This window comes from Streptomyces sp. NPDC050485 (assembly GCF_044458185.1).
In the GTDB taxonomy this organism is placed as follows: Bacteria; Actinomycetota; Actinomycetes; order Streptomycetales; family Streptomycetaceae; genus Streptomyces.
The window spans coordinates 85,906-101,655 of record NZ_JBITHR010000006.1 but is presented as its reverse complement, the minus strand read 5'-3'; the positions used below and the strand labels follow the sequence as shown (position 1 = coordinate 101,655).

The window sequence follows — 15,750 nt, the reverse complement described above, 5'->3', positions numbered from 1 at the left end:
AGTCTGCCCCACCTCCCGTGCCCCGCACGGGAGCTCGGCCGGATTCGCCGAGGCCGTCGACTATGGTGACCGGATGAAGATCGCGCTCATGGACTCCGGAATCGGGCTGCTCGCCGCGGCCGCCGCAGTGCGCCGGCTGCGCCCCGACGCCGAGCTCGTGATCTCGTCCGACCCGGACGGCATGCCCTGGGGCCCGCGTACGCCCGACAGCGTCACCGAGCGCGCGCTCGCCGTGGCCAGGGCGGCGGCCTCCCTGGAGCCGGACGCCCTGATCATCGCCTGCAACACCGCCTCGGTACACGCGCTGCCCGCGATCCGCGCCGCCCTGGAACCGGCGATTCCGGTGATCGGCACCGTCCCCGCGATCAAGCCGGCCGCGGCCACCGGCGGCCCCTTCGCCATCTGGGCGACCCCCGCCACCACGGGCAGCCCCTACCAGCGCGGGCTCATCCGCGAATTCGCCGACGGCGTGCCCGTCACCGAGGTGCCCTGCCCGGGCCTCGCCGAAGCCGTGGAGCACGCCGACGACACCGCCATCGACCTGGCGGTCGCCGCGGCCGCTGCCCTGACCCCGCCCGAGGTAAGGACCGTCGTCCTGGGCTGCACCCATTACGAGCTGGTGGCCGAACGCATCCGCACGGCCCTGCGCCCCGACGGCGGCCCGCTCACCTTCTTCGGCAGTGCCGAACCCGTCGCCGCCCAGGGCCTGCGCCGGGCGGGAATCGCCCCGGCGCCGGACGCCGCCCAGGTCGGAGGCCTGACCGTACTGCTCAGCGGACGCCCGGGCGAACTGCCCGGCGTCGCCCTCGCCTACCCCGAAGGACGCCTGCTACAGGCTGTCAGCCCCGCTCACTGAGCGCCGAGCGGCTGCCGCCGCGGCGGAGTACGCTGCTCACCATGAGGGAACCGTCCCCGGAGTACCCCACGCCTCCCGAGTCCCGCGACGGATCCGGCACCGCCGAGCAGCCGCCCGAGGTCTGGACCGGCAGTGCCACCAACCGCGTCCAGTGGCTGCTCGCGGCCGGAGGCGCGGCCTGCATCGCCCTCGGCGTCGAGCTGGCCGTGGACTCGGAGTGGACCTCGGGCATCGCGCCGCTGCTGATGTCCGTGATCGGATGCGTGGCGGCAGGACTCCTCGTGATCTTCGGGACCCTCGCCTTCGTCCATGTGGCGGTCAAGGTCGACAGCGACTGCCTGGAAGTGCGCTGCGGCCACATCGGACTGCCGCGCCGCACCATCCCCCTCGACCATGTGGTCGGCGCCGACTTCGCACCCCGGGTCACCCCGCGCCAGTGGGGCGGCTGGGGCTATCGCTGGCGGCCCGAGATGGGCACCGCCGTGGTCGTGCGCCGAGGCGAGGGCCTGGTGCTCAGGCTCGGTGACGGACGCGTCTTCACGGTCACCGTCGACGACGCCGAAGCGGCGGTCCGCGTCATCCGCGACCGGCTGCGCCTGCTGAGCGCCGGCAAGCCGGTAGGAGCCTGACCGCACGCGGTGCACCCGGCAGTGGCGGGGGCCTGACCGCACGCGGTGCACCTGGCAGTGGCAGAGTCTGACCGTAGCGGTGCACCCGGCAGTGGCCGCAGGACCGGACTCCCCTCCGCACAGGCGGCCACCGTAGACTCCGCCGGGTGAGCACCACCGAAACCCCCACAACCGAGCCGGAACAGCTCGGACCGCAGCCTGCCGCACCCTCGCGGCTGCGGGGACTGCTGAACCGTCTCGCCCGGCCCGCGGTGGCCGCGCTCGGTGGGGTGCTCCTGTATCTGAGCTTCCCGCCCAGGCCTCTGTGGCTGCTGGCGCTGCCCGCGTTCGCCGTCTTCGGCTGGGTGCTGCGCGGCCGGAGCTGGAAGGCCGGCCTCGGTCTCGGCTACCTCTTCGGCCTTGGCTTCCTGCTCCCGCTCCTCGTATGGACCGGTGTGGAGGTCGGCCCCGGACCCTGGATCGGGCTCGCCGCGATCGAGGCCCTGTTCGTCGGCGCGGCCGGCGCGGGCATCGCCGTGGTCTCCAGGCTTCCGCTGTGGCCTGTGTGGGCGGCCACCATGTGGGTCGCGTCCGAGGCGGCCCGTGCGCGGTTCCCGTTCGGCGGCTTCCCCTGGGGCAAGGTCGCCTTCGGCCAGGCCGACGGAACCTTCCTCCCGCTCGCCGCCCTGGGCGGCACGCCCGTCCTCGGCCTCGCCGTGGTGCTGTGCGGTTTCGGACTGTACGAGTGCGTCCGGCAGGCGGTCCGTCAGCGGCGTACCGGGGTCGTCCGCAGGGGTGCGGCCGCGGGCGCCCTGCTCACGGTCCTGGTGCCGGTCGGCGCCTCGTTCGGCGCCCGCGGCCTGGTCAGCGACTCCGCCGAGGACGGCACCGCCACCGTCGCCGTGATCCAGGGCAATGTGCCCCGCCTCGGCCTCGACTTCAACTCCCAGCGCCGGGCCGTGCTCGACTACCACGTACGGGAGACGCTGCGGCTCGCCGACAAGGTGAGGGCCGGCCAGGAGCCCCAGCCCGACCTCGTGCTGTGGCCGGAGAACTCCTCCGACGTCGACCCCTTCGTGGACGACGACGCACGCGCCGCCATCGACCACGCCGCGAAGACCATCGGCGCACCGATCTCGGTCGGCGCGGTCGTCGGCGGCTACGGCACGAAGCTGTACAACGAGCAGGTCCAGTGGGACCCGAAGCTGGGGCCCGTGGCTACGTACGACAAGCGGCAGATCCAGCCGTTCGGCGAGTACATCCCGCTGCGCGGATTCATCGCCGCCTTCGCCCCCGGCTACACCTCCATGGTCCGCGAGGACTTCAACCGCGGGACCAAGCCGGGCCTGTTCACCATGGGCGGCACCAAGGTCGGCCTCGCCACCTGCTACGAAGCCGCCTTCGACTGGGCCGTGCGCGACACCGTCACCGCGGGCGCCCAGCTGATCTCCGTGCCGAGCAACAACGCCACCTTCGACCGCAGCGAGATGACCTACCAGCAGCTCGCCATGTCACGGGTACGCGCGGTGGAGCACAGCAGGACGGTGGCCGTCCCCGTCACCAGCGGGGTCAGCGCCGTGATCATGCCCGATGGCAAGGTCGTGAAGAAGACCGCGATGTTCACCCCGGACTCACTCGTCGCCAAGGTGCCGCTGCGCTCCTCGCAGACCCCCGCGACCCGGCTCGGCACGCTGCCCGAGTGGGCGCTCGTCGCGGCCGCCGCCGGGGGCCTGGCCTGGGCGATCACCCGGTCCGTGCGGGCCCGGCGCGGAACTGAGAACTGAACGGCCGGTTCCGGACTGGCCGTTAGGGTCGGAGCATGGCAACTCCTGACTTCATTCGAGACATCCGGGCCGCCGCCGGGCACCAACTGCTCCTGCTGCCGGGTGTGAGCGCGATCGTCTTCGACGACGAGGGCCGGGTCCTGCTCGGCCGACGGGCTGACAACGGCCAGTGGTCGACCATCGGCGGCATCCCCGAGCCGGGGGAGGAGCCCGCCGACACCGCGGTCCGCGAGGTGTACGAGGAGACCGGCGTACGGTGTGTCGCCGAGCGGGTGGTGCTGGTCGAAGCCGCGCGCCAGAGCATCACCTACCCCAACGGCGACGTGTGCCAATACATGGACATCACCTTCCGTTGCCGGGCCACCGGCGGCGAGGCCCGCGTCAACGACGACGAGTCGCTCGAAGTGGGCTGGTTCGCCCTGGACGCCCTGCCGAAACTCAGCGAGTTCGCACTGTTCCGCATCAAGCAGGCTCAGTCGGACGGCCCCACATGGTTCCAACCCAGCACCGCCGTGTGAACCATGTGCGCTGACCATATGGGGTGGGGAGGGGCCCCGGTGGTTCTCAGCGCTGGTTGTCCGCCAGCGCGGACGGCGGCGCCTCGCGCTGGTGCGGGAACGGGGACGGCTCCGGCAACTCCTGCTGGAGGAAGACGGTCCGAGTGGGGGCGGGGATCGAGATGCCCTCCGCCAGGAACCGCCGATGCAGGCGCTTGATGAACTCGTGCTTGATCCGGTACTGGTTGCTGAACTCGCCCACGCCCAGGATCACCGTGAAGTTGATCCTGGAGTCCGCGAACGTGTGGAAGCGGACGGCGGCCTCATGTCCGGGCAGCGCCCCCGCGATGTCCGTCATCACACTGTCGACGACCTCCAGGGTCACCCGCTCGACGTGTTCCAGGTCGCTGTCGTAGCCGACCCCCACCTGCACCAGGATCGACAACTCCTGTTCCGGGCGGGTGTAGTTGGTCATGTTGGTACGGGCGAGGCGGCCATTGGGGATGATCACGAGGTTGTTCGACAGGTTGCGCACCACCGTGTTGCGCCAGTTGATGTCGACCACATAGCCCTCCTCGCCACTGCTGAGCCGGATGTAGTCACCGGGCTGCACCGTCTTCGACGCGAGGATGTGCACCCCCGCGAAGAGATTGGCGAGGGTGTCCTGGAGGGCCAGGGCAACGGCGAGACCACCCACTCCGAGCGCGGTGAGCAGCGGAGCGATGGACACGCCCACGGTCTCCAGGGCGACGAGGAGGCCCATCGCGACCACCACGACCCGCGTGATGTTCACGAAGATCGTGGCCGAACCGGCCACGCCGGTCCGGGATTGCGCCAGGGACTGTACGAGGCCGGCGACCACCCGGGCCGCGGTGAAGGTGGTGATGAGGATGAGCAGGGCGGTCAGCGAATGGTTGAGGATGCCCGCGACCCGCGTGGTGAGGGGCAGCGCCGAGGCCGCCACGGCCGTGCCCGCGATGACGGCCGCCCAGGGCGCGATGGTGCGCAGTGCGTCGACGATGATGTCGTCCCCGCTCCATCGCGTCCTGCGCGCGTGCTTGCCCAGCCAGCGCAGGAGGACGCGCAGGATCAGTCCGGCCGCGATGCCCGCTGCCACCGCGGTGGCGGCCACCAACCAGTCGTGCAGGACGAGACCCCGGTTCACCGGACACCCGCCGAGCGGCGGGGGGCCGGGGAGGGAGCGAGGGGCGCCGTCGCTCGCCCCATGTGGTGTGTCGTCACCTTGTCACCTGTCAGGTCGCTGTGCATGGAGCCTCGTTCGGGCGTGAGCACGCCCTGGAACGGGCTGCCATCCTGCCCCATCGGCACAGCGTCGTCGCAGGTGGGCCGGTATCACGCCGCCACGGCGCGCGGACTCCGGCCCGTGCCCCGGCCGCGAGCCGGAGCGCCGGGCTCAGCCTTCCGGACGGATGAGACCGCGCTCGTACGCCTTCACCAAGCGCTGCGGCACCCGGTAGACCGAGCCGTCCACGGTGATCGGCACCAGCTGGGGTGTGGTCGCCTTCCACTGGGCGCGGCGGTGGCGGGTGTTGGAGCGGGACATCTTGCGCTTGGGAACGGCCATGGGGGAAGAGACCTCCGTCGTCGGGATGAGAGAGCTATCGAGAGCAGCCTATATTGGAAATGGATTCCATTGCCAATAAGTCCCCTCTTGATCAGGGTGCGACCGTCCCGGTCGGGCGTGATCGCCCCCGGTTGAACCCGACCGCCCGGCTCGCGCGGCCACCACTCGGGCGGGGCGGGAAGTCGTCAAGAGTTGGTGATGATTTCCACCTGGGATGGTTCGAGGTATGGGTGTGACAATCGTTTTCATCTAACGTGGCGGGTGTCCCGCTCTGCCGGGCCCTGCCTCTGTGCGGGTCCACCGGTCTGTCGAGGAGTACCCCGCCATGCGTACCGCCATATCCAGCCATGCCCAGACCCGTATCCGAACTGCCGCTGGAAGTACGGCAGTTGTCGTGTTGATCGCCGCGTTGAGCGCCTGCTCCACCTCGTCGGGGACCAGTGGGACCAAGGGGGCCGCGAGCCCGGCCGACGGCAAGGGCGGCTCGGCCCCGCTCCACGTCGTCGCGGCGGAGAACTTCTGGGGCAGCATCGCCCAGCAGCTCGGCGGCACCCACGCGGATGTGAAGAGCATCATCAGCAACCCCGACGCCGACCCGCACGCCTACGAGCCGACCGCCGCCGACGGACGCACCGTCGCCACCGCCCAGTACACGATCGTCAACGGCATCGGCTACGACGCCTGGGCCGACAAGCTCCTGTCCGCCAACCCCGGCAGCGGCCGGACCGATCTGAAGGTCGGCGACCTGGTCGGCCTCAAGCCCGGCGGCAACCCGCACCGCTGGTACTCACCGGACGACGTCCACAAGGTGATCGAGAAGATCACCGGCGACTACAAGAAGCTCGACCCGGCCGACGCCGCCTACTTCGACGCGCAGAAGAAGACGTACGAGGAGCAGACCCTCGCTCCCTACAACAAGCTCGTCGCCGACATCAAGGCCAGGTACGCGGGCACGCCGATCGGCGCCTCGGAGTCCATCGTCACCCCCCTCTCCGAAGGCCTCGGCCTGCGGATGCTCACCCCGGAGTCCTTCCTCGGCGCGATCAGCGAGGGGACCGACCCGACCGCCAAGGACAAGTCGGCGATCGACGCACAGATCAAGAACAAGCAGATCAAGATCTACGTCTACAACAGCCAGAACTCCACGCCCGATGTCGCCGCCCAGGTCAAGGCGGTCAAGGCGGCGGGCATCCCGGTCGCCACGGTGACCGAGACCCTCACCCCGGCCGGCGCCTCCTTCCAGGACTGGCAGGTGCGCCAGCTGAAGGACATCGAGAAGGCACTGGCCCTGGCGACGGGCAAGTGACGGCCGTGAAGCCCGTGACGCGGGTGAGTGATGTGGTGCGCCACCACGGGGTCCCGGCACAGAGCGGGCCCGCCGAAGCCGCCCGGGCCGTGGTGTCGCTGCGCGGCGCCGGGGTCCGGCTCGGCGGCCGCACCCTGTGGTCCGGGGTCGAACTCGACATCGCGGCAGGCGAGTTCACCGCCGTACTCGGCCCGAACGGAGCCGGGAAGTCGACGCTGGTGAAGGTCCTGCTCGGGGTGCTGCCGGCCGCCGAGGGAGAGGTGCGGGTGCTCGGCCGTGCGCCCGGACGGGCCAGCCGGCACATCGGCTACCTCCCGCAACGCCGCAGCTTCGACGCCAGTCTGCGCATCCGCGGCACCGACATCGTGCGGCTCGGCCTGGACGGCGACCGCTGGGGCGTGCCGCTTCCGCTGCCCGCCCGCTTCAGCGCCCGGCGCCGCGCGGAACGGCAGCGCATCGCCGAGGTCATCGAACTCGTCGGGGCCACCGCGTACGCCCACCGGCCGATCGGCGCCTGCTCGGGAGGTGAGCAGCAGCGGCTGCTCATCGCCCAAGCGCTCGTCCGCAGACCCGAGTTGCTGCTGCTCGACGAGCCGCTGGACAGCCTGGACCTGTCCCACCAGGGGGCGGTGGCGGCCCTGATCGGCCGGATCTGCCGGGAGGAAGGAGTGAGTGTGGTGATGGTCGCCCACGACGTGAATCCGATACTGCCGTGGCTCGACCGGGTCGTGTACATCGCCGAGGGCGGCGCGGTGGCGGGCCGCCCCCACGAGGTGATCACCACAGGGACCCTCTCGCGCCTGTACGGCGCACCCGTGGAGGTGCTCCACACCAGTGACGGACGCCTGGTGGTGGTCGGCCAGCCGGAGGCGCCCGCCGCACACACCGATCGGCACCTGCCGTGAACTGGGCCGACGCGAACACCGGTTGGTCGTGGAACCCGGTCACCGACCTCCAGCAGATCTGGGCGTTCCCTTTCATGGTCAACGCCTTCCGGGCGGGCACGGTGGTCGCCGTACTGGCCGCCGTCATCGGCTGGTACATGGTGCTGCGCAAGCAGAGCTTCGCCGGGCACACCCTGGCCGTGATCAGCTTCCCCGGCGCGGCCTGCGCCACCCTGCTCGGAGTCGCCGCCGGATTCGGCTACTTCGCGTTCTGCGTCGGGGGCGCGCTCGCGATCGCCGCGATACCACGGGCCGGACAGGGCGGCCGGGGCCAGGAGTCGGCGCTGACCGGCACCGTACAGGCCTTCCTGCTGGCCTCAGGATTCCTCTTCGTATCCCTCTACAAGGGATTCCTCGGCGGGATCAACTCCCTGCTGTTCGGCAGCTTTCTGGGCATCACGACCGCCCAGGTGACGGTCCTCGCCGTGGTGGCGGCCGTCGCACTCGGGGTGCTCGCGGTCCTGGGACGGCCCCTGCTGTTCGCCTCCGCAGACCCCGACGTGGCCGCCGCGCGCGGAGTCCCGGTACGGGCGCTGTCGGTCGCCTTCCTGCTCCTCCTGGGGGTGGCCACCGCCGAGGCCGGCCAGATCACCGGCACCCTGCTGGTGTTCGCCCTCCTCGTCATGCCCGCCGCGACCGCCCAGCAACTGACCGCGCGGCCCGCCGCCGGCCTGCTCGTCTCGGTGCTGATCGCCGTCGTGGTGACGTGGGCCGGGCTGATCACCGCGTACTACTCCCTCTATCCGATCGGGTTCTACGTGACGACCTTCGCCTTCGCCGGCTATGTGGCGGCCCGTCTGGGCCGCGCGCTCACCGCCACCGGACGGCGCCGGCCACTGCCAGGAGGTGCCGGGTGAACGCCTTCTCCCACCCCTACTTCACCCACGCCCTCCTCGCGGGTACGGCCATCGCCCTGGCGGCCGGCCTGACGGGCCACTTCCTGGTGCTGCGCGCCCAGGTGTTCACCGGCGACGCCCTCAGCCATGTGGCCTTCGCCGGCGCGCTGGGCGCGCTCGCGATCGGCTGGGACCCGCGCCTCGGCCTGTTCGGCGCGACGGTGCTCCTCGCGGTGGTCATCGGCGCGCTCGGCGGACGCGGCCGGGCGGACGACGTGGCCATCGGCAGCGTCTTCTCCTGGATCCTCGGCCTCGGCGTCTTCTTTCTCACCCTCTACACCACCAGCCGTGGAGCGACCGACGGAACCGCCGGGGTCACAGTGCTCTTCGGCTCCGTCTTCGGCCTGTCCGCCCGGCAGGCCTGGCTCGCCGCGGCCATCGCGGCCGGCCTCGCCCTCGCCCTGCTCGTCATGGCCCGCCCCCTGCTGTTCGCGTCCGTCGACGAGGCGGTGGCCGCCGCACGACGGGTGCCGGTACGCGTCCTCGGCATCGTCTTCCTGGCCCTGGTCGGCGCCACCGCCGCCGAAGCCACCCAGGCGGTCGGCTCGCTGCTGCTGCTCGGCCTGCTCGCCGCACCCGCCGGGACCGCCCACCGCCTCACCGACCGCCCCTACCGGGCGCTCGCCCTGTCCGGCGCACTGGGTGTCGCCTATATGTGGGCGGGCCTCACCCTCAGCTATACGGTGCCTCAACTGCCGCCCAGCTTCGCCATCATGGCCGTCGCCACCGCCGGGTATGCGGCCGCGCTCGCCGCGGTACGACGTCCCCGCGCCGCCCTGTCTGTGCGCACCACAAGGGCACCGGCATGACGGCCGGATCGTCCGACGAGGTCACGCTGCTCGGCAGACGGACCACACAACGTGCCGTCGTGCTCCAGGCGTTGATCGAAGCGGGCGGCTTCGTAGGATCCCGCACCCTGCACGCCTCGCTGCGAGCCGCCGGTTCGGGCATCGGCCTGAGCACCGTCTACCGCACACTGGGTGGGCTTGCCGAGGCGGGCCGCGCCGATGTCGTACGCGACCGGGGCGGCGAACGCCTCTTCCGGCACCGCCCCACCGCCGAACACCGGCACTACCTGCTGTGCAGGCTCTGCGGCATGAGCCTGGCCGTCGACTCCGCCGCCGTCGAGAGCTGGGCCGACCGCATCGCGCGGCTCTCCGGTTTCGCCGAGGTGGAACACACCCTGGAACTCACCGGCGTCTGCCCCGACTGCCTTACTGGGTAGGGGAGTTCACCCCTGGCCCCGGGAGGTCGGCTACCCGAGGCCCGAGACCTTGAACACCGTGCGGGCCGTTTCGCGGTCCACGCGGGCCGCCATCTGCCGCAGGGCCCGCTCGCCGCAGCGGAGCACGCCCCGGTCGAGGCTGGTGCGGGCGTCCGCGTCGAGGAGGTGCCACAGCGGGGGATTGGCGACGAGGACCTTCGGGTCGATCTCGGCCCGGTTGCCCTCGACGTCCCGCAGCACGAGACGCTGGGCCACGCCGTCCGACCAGCGCACCGAGACCAGGCGGTCGGTGCGCACCTCGGTGCGCCGCAGCAGCCCGCGCGAGACGAGCCGACCCCGGCCCACCGACACCCGGGCGGGCCAGAGCACGGCGAACAGCAGGACGGCGAACGCGGTCCACAGCACGCCGCGCGGGACGGTCAGGGTCCCGGCGGCGGTGTCGATGACGTACAGCAGCGCGAGGAGCAGCGCCGCGCAACCGGCCGCCGAGCGGGCCTCGCCCGCCCATGTGGTGTCGTGCACCACCGCTTCGGCCGCCCGCACAGGTGTGGTGCCGCGTCCCGCCACGCTGCGGGTGGTCCGTCGTCCCATGGACGGGACGCTAGGGGTCCGCACCCCATGTGTCGCCGCTCCTTGATGGACCGCTGACGGACCGCCCGCCCGAATTGACGCGGGCCTTACGCCGCCCGCGCGTCCGCGGGGTCCGGAACGTGCGGGACGGCATCGGTCGCAGCAGCGACACGCCTCCCGCGCGTCCGCGTGATCAGGCCTCCCCGGGAGGTACGGCGCGGGCATCAAACCTCGGGCGTAGCGGTATATCCACCAGTGAGGAGCGTGTTCGCTCCGGCGTGCGACAGGTCGTGCGCTCCGGGAAAGGGGGAACCCGCTGGGTTCACGAGGAGTGAGGTCATGGAGGCAATGAGCGAGCGGTGCGAAGGGATTGTCCAGTACTTCGACCGTGAGAGGGGCTACGGATTCGTCGTGCCGCTCGGGCAGCACGACGCCATCCATGTGCGCCGCGAGGACATCGAGGGGGAGACCCGGACGCTCTCCGAAGGGCAGCGGGTCTCCTTCGTCATAGAGCTGGGCCGGGGCCGCTTCGAGGCGCGCGCGGTACGCCCGTGAACCGGGCCCCCGATCCGCCGGCCCCCTGTCGCCCGGCGGCGGGGCCCCGTCGTGACCCGGGGCGATCACGAGATATCTTGATGTCGAGCAATGTTGCAGACGTGGAGCGGAGCACCCGGTGACTGACTCGACCATCATCTACACCCACACTGACGAGGCGCCGGCCCTGGCGACGCATTCGTTCCTGCCAGTGATCCAGGCGTACGCCTCGACCGCCGGCGTCACTGTGGAGACCCGTGACATCTCTCTCGCGGGGCGCATCATCGCGAGCTTCCCCGAGTTCCTCGAGGAGAGCCAGCGGATCCACGACGCGCTCGCCGAGCTTGGCGAGCTGGCCAAGACGCCCGAGGCCAACATCATCAAGCTGCCGAACGTCTCGGCGTCCATTCCGCAGCTGAAGGCGGCCGTCGCCGAGCTGCAGGCGCAGGGCTACGCGCTGCCGGACTACCCGGACGACCCGAAGAGCGACCAGGACAAGGACGTCCGCGCGCGCTACGACAAGATCAAGGGCAGCGCCGTCAACCCGGTCCTGCGCGAGGGCAACTCCGACCGCCGCGCCCCCGCGTCGGTCAAGAACTACGCCAAGGCGCACCCGCACCGCATGGGCGCCTGGACCTCAGAGTCGAAGACGAACGTGGCGACCATGGGCGCCGACGACTTCCGCTCCACCGAGAAGTCCGCGGTCATCGCCGAGGCCGGTTCGCTGCGGATCGAGCTGGCGGCGGCTGACGGCACCACCACCGTGCTGCGCGAGTCCGTACCGGTCCTCGCGGGCGAGGTCGTGGACGCGTCCGTGCTGCGCGTGGCCGCGCTGCGCGAGTTCCTCTCCGCGCAGATCGCCCGTGCCAAGGCCGACGGCGTGCTGTTCTCGGTGCACCTCAAGGCGACGATGATGAAGGTCTCCGACCCCATCGTCTTCGGCCACGTGGTGCGCGCCTTCTTCCCGAAGACGTTCGACAAGTACGGTGACGTGCTGGTCGCCGCCGGCCTGTCCCCGAACGACGGCCTCGGCGCCATCCTCAAGGGCCTCGACAAGGTTCCGCACATCGGTGCCGAGATCAAGGCGGCCTTCGCAGCCGAGCTCACCGAGGGCCCGGCGCTCGCCATGGTCGACTCCGACCGCGGCATCACCAACCTGCACGTGCCGTCCGACGTCATCGTCGACGCTTCCATGCCGGCCATGATCCGCACCTCCGGCCACATGTGGGGCCCCGACGGCCAGGAGGCCGACACCCTCGCGGTCCTGCCGGACAGCAGCTACTCCGGCGTGTACCAGGTCGTCATCGACGACTGCCGTGCGCACGGCGCCTTCGACCCGGCCACCATGGGCTCCGTGCCCAACGTCGGTCTGATGGCGCAGAAGGCCGAGGAGTACGGCAGCCACGACAAGACCTTCGAGATCCACACCGCGGGCACCGTCCGCCTGGTCGACACCGCGGGCACCGTGGTGCTGGAGCAGGAGGTCGCCGAGGGCGACATCTTCCGCGCCTGCCAGACCAAGGACCTGCCCATCCAGGACTGGGTCAAGCTCGCCGTCACCCGCGCCCGCGCGACCGGCGACCCGGCCGTGTTCTGGCTGGACGAGGGCCGGGCGCACGACGCCACCCTCATCCAGAAGGTCCGCACCTACCTCGCCGAGCACGACACCGAGGGCCTGCGGATCGAGATCATGTCGCCGGTCGAGGCGACCGCGTTCTCCCTGGAGCGCATCCGCCGCGGCGAGAACACCATCTCGGTCACCGGCAACGTGCTGCGCGACTACCTGACCGACCTGTTCCCGATCCTGGAGCTGGGCACCAGCGCCAAGATGCTCTCGGTGGTCCCGCTGATGAACGGCGGCGGCCTCTTCGAGACGGGCGCCGGCGGCTCCGCGCCCAAGCACGTCCAGCAGCTGGTCAAGGAGAACTACCTGCGCTGGGACAGCCTGGGCGAGTTCCTCGCGCTCGCGGTCAGCTTCGAGCACCTGGCGACGACGACGGGCAACGCGCGCGCCCAGATCCTCGCCGACACCCTCGACCGCGCCACCGGCACCTTCCTCAACGAGGACAAGTCGCCGAGCCGCAAGCTGGGCGGCATCGACAACCGCGGCAGCCACTTCTACCTGGCGCTGTACTGGGCGCAGGAGCTGGCCAGGCAGACCGACGACGCGAAGCTCGCGGAGGCGTTCGCGGCCCTGGCCGCGGCGCTGAGCGAGCAGGAGCAGACCATCGTCGACGAGCTCATCGCGGTGCAGGGCTCGCCGGTCGACATCGGCGGCTACTACCAGCCGGACGCCGCCAAGGCGTCCGCGGTCATGCGCCCGTCGGCGACCTTCAACCAGGCCATCGCCACCCTCGCCTGACCCGGCAGAAGGCACCGAAGCCTTCCGCACCCATCGCCCCGGCCGGATCTCTCCGGCCGGGGCGGTTGCGTTGCCCGGCGCGGGCCCGACAGTGAACTCCCGCGAAGGGCAGGGCAGTTGGAGGGGTCAGACGCGGCGGGTCGGCCGGATCGTCAGCGAGTACGGGCGGGCGATCTGCTTCGGGTTCTCGTTGTCGTCGCTGACCAGGAGCAGCCGCAGCCGCCCGTCCCGGGTGCGGCCCGTGACGGCTGTGCCCTCGATGTCGTCGAGCAGCGGGTTGGGCTGCGGCTGCTCGGCCGTCGCGCCAGGCGTACTGCCCGGCGAGCCGGAAGTCACCTTTCGGGCCGCCGCGGTGCCAGGTCTGGAACCGTACGAGTGAATGTCCGGCAGTGTCCTTGCCGTCGCCCGACAGGGTCCCTCCATGGAGGCGATCAGGGTGTGGCCGCCCGGCTGGAGGGCGAGCCCCTCGAAGGTCAGGTTGACGGTGGCACGCCCGGCCGGGGCGACCCGCAGCGCGCCGGGGACCGGCAGCCGTCCCAGGAGCTTGCCGTCCAGGTCGTAGCGGCGAACCGACGGCTCCACCTCGGAGGTGATCAGACGGGTGCCGCCGCGGTCGATGACGACGGCCTCCGAGTCCAGCGGAGCGCCCTTCTCGTCGGCGAGCGGCACGACCCGCACCGGCGCCGCCGCCGGGCCCCTGCCCACCTTCAGGGCGAAGAGCTGCGAACGGTCGGACAGCGCGGCGACCGTACCGTCGGTGTCGACGGCCAGACCGGACAAATCGCCGACGACCGGGCCGCGGAACAGAGTCTTGTCCAAGGCGTCCGAGAAGCCGTCGATGGCGGTGGACGAGGAGCAGGCGTGCGAGACGCCGTTCGACGGCGGGTGGCGGCGGTCGCATCGGTGACGGTCACCGAGGCGGCGACGGCCAGTGAAGCGGTCGCGGCGGTGACGACGGTGCGCAGGCGCACGAGTTCCTCCCTGGTCGGACGGAGCCAGCCCCGGACACCCTGGATCGCCTTGTGTGACAGGCGAGTTGAGTCCCGTCATCGTCAGTGAAGACGCTCGACGGGCGGTGGAATCCATGCCCCGGCCCGGGCGCGCGGCCGGGCCGGGCCCGGCGGAGAACCGGTGGTCAGGCCCGCGGACTGCCCGTGAGCAGGGCCCCTGGCGGATCGCGAGGTGCCCTCGGCCACTTATCCTGAGCGACCCGGTCCGTACCCGGTGTCCTGGCCGTACAACTTGTCCTTGGAGTCCGCCTTGAGGGTAAATCTCCGTTCCCGAGTCACCCTGTGGCTCGGGCGCACCTACCTTGCCAGGATCCAGAAGCGCGGCATCGGACCCGGCACGATCTCGCTGCTCCCCGACGACCTGCTCATGCCGCTGCGCCGGGACGGACTCGACCCGGTGCCCGAGCTCACCGCGCGGCAGGCCGAGGAACCGGTCAGCAAGGTCCCGCTGCCCTTCGGCATGGACGCCTGGGTGGTCACCGGCCACGCCGCGGTGAAGGCGGTGCTCGGCTCCACCGACGGGTTCAGCAACGATTTCACCCATCTGGCGGGCAATGCGGGCGTCGAGGAGGAGCAGCACCCCGGCGGCCTCGGATTCAGCGACCCGCCGGTGCACACCCGGCTGCGCCGCATCCTCACGCCCGAGTTCACCATGCGCCGGCTGCGGCGGCTCGCCCCCCGCATCGACGCCATCGTCGCGGAGCGGCTCGACGCCATGGAGGCCGCGAGCGGCCCCGTCGACCTCGTGGAGGCCTTCGCACTGCCCATTCCCTCGCTGACCATCTGCGAGCTGCTCGGCGTGCCCTACGAGGACCGCCACGACTTCCAGCAGCTCGCCATGGAGCGCTTCGACCTGTTCGGCGGGGCGACCGCGCCGCTCGGCGTGATGTCCGCGTCGCTGTCCTACTTCAGGGACGTCGTCAAGAAGCAGCGCGAGAACCCGGGCGACGGACTGCTCGGCATGATCGTCAAGGAGCACGGCGACAGCGTCGGCGACGACGAACTCGCCGGTCTCGCCGACGGTGTGCTGACCGGCGGATTCGAGACCACCGCGAGCATGCTGGCGCTCGGCTCCCTCGTCCTGCTCCAGGACCCGGACGCCTTCGCGCGAATAGCGCACGACGAAGCGGCCGCCGCCACCTTCGTGGAGGAGGCGCTGCGCTACCTCACCGTGGTGCAGCTCGCCTTCCCGCGCTTCGCGCGCGAGGACGTCGAGATCGCGGGGGTGCGCATCCCCAAGGGCGACATGGTGCTGTGTTCGCTCAGCGGAGCCAACCGCGACGCCGCCTTCGCCTCGGACGACGGCCGCGTCGACCCGCACCGCAAGGCGAGCGGCCATCTCGCCTTCGGCTACGGCATTCACCGCTGCATCGGCGCCGAACTCGCCCGGATGGAACTGCGCGCCGCCTTCCCCGCCCTGGTCCGCCGCTTTCCGGAGATGCGCCTCGCCGTACCGGCCGAGGAACTCGCCTTCCGCAAGCTGTCGATCGTGTACGGGGTGGAGTCGCTCCCCGTCCACCTGCGGGGCTGAGCGGTGCCGCGGGCCGCGGCGCCCGTCCCCGGCCGGAGCCGG

The 15,750-nt window shown here is 71.3% G+C and carries 16 protein-coding genes; 12 read left to right on the top strand and 4 right to left on the bottom strand.

Annotation, left to right across the window (positions count from 1 at the left end; genetic code table 11):
• The first annotated feature begins 73 nt into the window (after positions 1–73).
• The 4 genes from ACIBK6_RS14465 to ACIBK6_RS14450 all read left to right on the top strand — a co-directional run bounded on the left by ACIBK6_RS14465 (position 74) and on the right by ACIBK6_RS14450 (position 3,766).
• Positions 74–856 carry a glutamate racemase gene (locus tag ACIBK6_RS14465; protein WP_399051540.1) on the top strand — a complete coding sequence of 261 codons (783 nt, stop codon included), beginning with the start codon at positions 74–76 and terminating at the stop codon, positions 854–856.
• A 41-nt stretch (positions 857–897) separates the two neighbouring features.
• Entirely contained in the window at positions 898–1,485 is a 588-nt protein-coding gene (locus ACIBK6_RS14460) for a hypothetical protein (RefSeq protein ID WP_399051539.1), read from the top strand.
• 146 nt (positions 1,486–1,631) lie between these two features.
• Positions 1,632–3,248, top strand: coding sequence for an apolipoprotein N-acyltransferase (gene lnt / locus ACIBK6_RS14455; protein WP_399051538.1), 1,617 nt, complete (start codon positions 1,632–1,634; stop codon positions 3,246–3,248).
• Positions 3,249–3,283: 35 nt separating this feature from the next.
• The gene (locus tag ACIBK6_RS14450; RefSeq protein WP_399051537.1) at positions 3,284–3,766 is read left to right on the top strand and encodes an NUDIX hydrolase; all 483 of its coding nucleotides are present in this window, start codon (positions 3,284–3,286) and stop codon (positions 3,764–3,766) included.
• A gap of 46 nt (positions 3,767–3,812) precedes the next feature.
• Here the strand turns inward: ACIBK6_RS14450 and ACIBK6_RS14445 are convergent, their stop codons facing one another.
• Both ACIBK6_RS14445 and rpmF read right to left on the bottom strand, forming a co-directional pair.
• The gene (locus tag ACIBK6_RS14445) at positions 3,813–4,910 is read right to left on the bottom strand and encodes a mechanosensitive ion channel family protein (protein ID WP_399051536.1); all 1,098 of its coding nucleotides are present in this window, start codon (positions 4,908–4,910) and stop codon (positions 3,813–3,815) included.
• Between the two features lie 249 nt (positions 4,911–5,159).
• Positions 5,160–5,330: a 50S ribosomal protein L32 gene (gene rpmF, locus ACIBK6_RS14440; protein ID WP_399051535.1), complete on the bottom strand. Its 171-nt coding sequence runs from the start codon at positions 5,328–5,330 to the stop codon at positions 5,160–5,162.
• A 325-nt stretch (positions 5,331–5,655) separates the two neighbouring features.
• Between rpmF and ACIBK6_RS14435 the strand changes: the two genes are divergently transcribed.
• The 5 genes from ACIBK6_RS14435 (at position 5,656) to ACIBK6_RS14415 (ending at position 9,701) form a co-directional block, all read left to right on the top strand.
• Entirely contained in the window at positions 5,656–6,636 is a 981-nt protein-coding gene (locus ACIBK6_RS14435; protein ID WP_399051534.1) for a metal ABC transporter solute-binding protein, Zn/Mn family, read from the top strand.
• Between the two features lie 92 nt (positions 6,637–6,728).
• On the top strand, positions 6,729–7,541 hold the full coding sequence (locus ACIBK6_RS14430) for a metal ABC transporter ATP-binding protein (protein WP_399051855.1): 813 nt from the start codon (positions 6,729–6,731) through the stop codon (positions 7,539–7,541).
• Positions 7,538–8,437 carry a metal ABC transporter permease gene (locus ACIBK6_RS14425; RefSeq protein ID WP_399051533.1) on the top strand — a complete coding sequence of 300 codons (900 nt, stop codon included), beginning with the start codon at positions 7,538–7,540 and terminating at the stop codon, positions 8,435–8,437. Before ACIBK6_RS14430 ends, ACIBK6_RS14425 begins: the two co-directional genes overlap by 4 nt.
• The gene (locus ACIBK6_RS14420) at positions 8,434–9,285 is read left to right on the top strand and encodes a metal ABC transporter permease (protein WP_399051532.1); all 852 of its coding nucleotides are present in this window, start codon (positions 8,434–8,436) and stop codon (positions 9,283–9,285) included. The genes ACIBK6_RS14425 and ACIBK6_RS14420 overlap by 4 nt, the downstream gene beginning before the upstream one ends.
• Entirely contained in the window at positions 9,282–9,701 is a 420-nt protein-coding gene (locus tag ACIBK6_RS14415) for a Fur family transcriptional regulator (RefSeq protein ID WP_399051531.1), read from the top strand. Before ACIBK6_RS14420 ends, ACIBK6_RS14415 begins: the two co-directional genes overlap by 4 nt.
• A 30-nt stretch (positions 9,702–9,731) precedes the next feature.
• Here the strand turns inward: ACIBK6_RS14415 and ACIBK6_RS14410 are convergent, their stop codons facing one another.
• Positions 9,732–10,292, bottom strand: coding sequence for a hypothetical protein (locus tag ACIBK6_RS14410; protein WP_399051530.1), 561 nt, complete (start codon positions 10,290–10,292; stop codon positions 9,732–9,734).
• Positions 10,293–10,610: 318 nt separating this feature from the next.
• Between ACIBK6_RS14410 and ACIBK6_RS14405 the strand changes: the two genes are divergently transcribed.
• Together ACIBK6_RS14405 and ACIBK6_RS14400 are read left to right on the top strand one after the other, a co-directional pair.
• Positions 10,611–10,826 (top strand): cold shock domain-containing protein, encoded by a 216-nt coding sequence (locus ACIBK6_RS14405; protein ID WP_399051529.1) that lies wholly within the window; start codon positions 10,611–10,613, stop codon positions 10,824–10,826.
• A gap of 118 nt (positions 10,827–10,944) precedes the next feature.
• Complete coding sequence (locus ACIBK6_RS14400) at positions 10,945–13,167, top strand: NADP-dependent isocitrate dehydrogenase (RefSeq protein WP_399051528.1); 2,223 nt, start codon at positions 10,945–10,947, stop codon at positions 13,165–13,167.
• Positions 13,168–13,293: 126 nt separating this feature from the next.
• Here the strand turns inward: ACIBK6_RS14400 and ACIBK6_RS14395 are convergent, their stop codons facing one another.
• On the bottom strand, positions 13,294–13,986 hold the full coding sequence (locus ACIBK6_RS14395) for an esterase-like activity of phytase family protein (RefSeq protein ID WP_399051527.1): 693 nt from the start codon (positions 13,984–13,986) through the stop codon (positions 13,294–13,296).
• Positions 13,987–14,427: 441 nt separating this feature from the next.
• Here ACIBK6_RS14395 and ACIBK6_RS14390 point away from each other — a divergent pair, with 441 nt between their 5' ends.
• A complete protein-coding gene (locus ACIBK6_RS14390) occupies positions 14,428–15,708 on the top strand; it encodes a cytochrome P450 (RefSeq protein WP_399051526.1) in 1,281 nt (426 codons plus the stop codon).
• Positions 15,709–15,750 lie beyond the last annotated feature (42 nt).

Coding starts and splice junctions, on each gene's coding strand:
- ACIBK6_RS14450 (WP_399051537.1), top strand. CDS start 3,284: ATGGCAACTCCTGACTTCATTCGAGACATCCGGGCCGCCGCCGGGCAC.
- ACIBK6_RS14410 (WP_399051530.1), bottom strand. CDS start 10,292: ATGGGACGACGGACCACCCGCAGCGTGGCGGGACGCGGCACCACACCT.
- ACIBK6_RS14435 (WP_399051534.1), top strand. CDS start 5,656: ATGCGTACCGCCATATCCAGCCATGCCCAGACCCGTATCCGAACTGCC.
- ACIBK6_RS14415 (WP_399051531.1), top strand. CDS start 9,282: ATGACGGCCGGATCGTCCGACGAGGTCACGCTGCTCGGCAGACGGACC.
- rpmF (WP_399051535.1), bottom strand. CDS start 5,330: ATGGCCGTTCCCAAGCGCAAGATGTCCCGCTCCAACACCCGCCACCGC.
- ACIBK6_RS14465 (WP_399051540.1), top strand. CDS start 74: ATGAAGATCGCGCTCATGGACTCCGGAATCGGGCTGCTCGCCGCGGCC.
- ACIBK6_RS14460 (WP_399051539.1), top strand. CDS start 898: ATGAGGGAACCGTCCCCGGAGTACCCCACGCCTCCCGAGTCCCGCGAC.
- ACIBK6_RS14405 (WP_399051529.1), top strand. CDS start 10,611: ATGGAGGCAATGAGCGAGCGGTGCGAAGGGATTGTCCAGTACTTCGAC.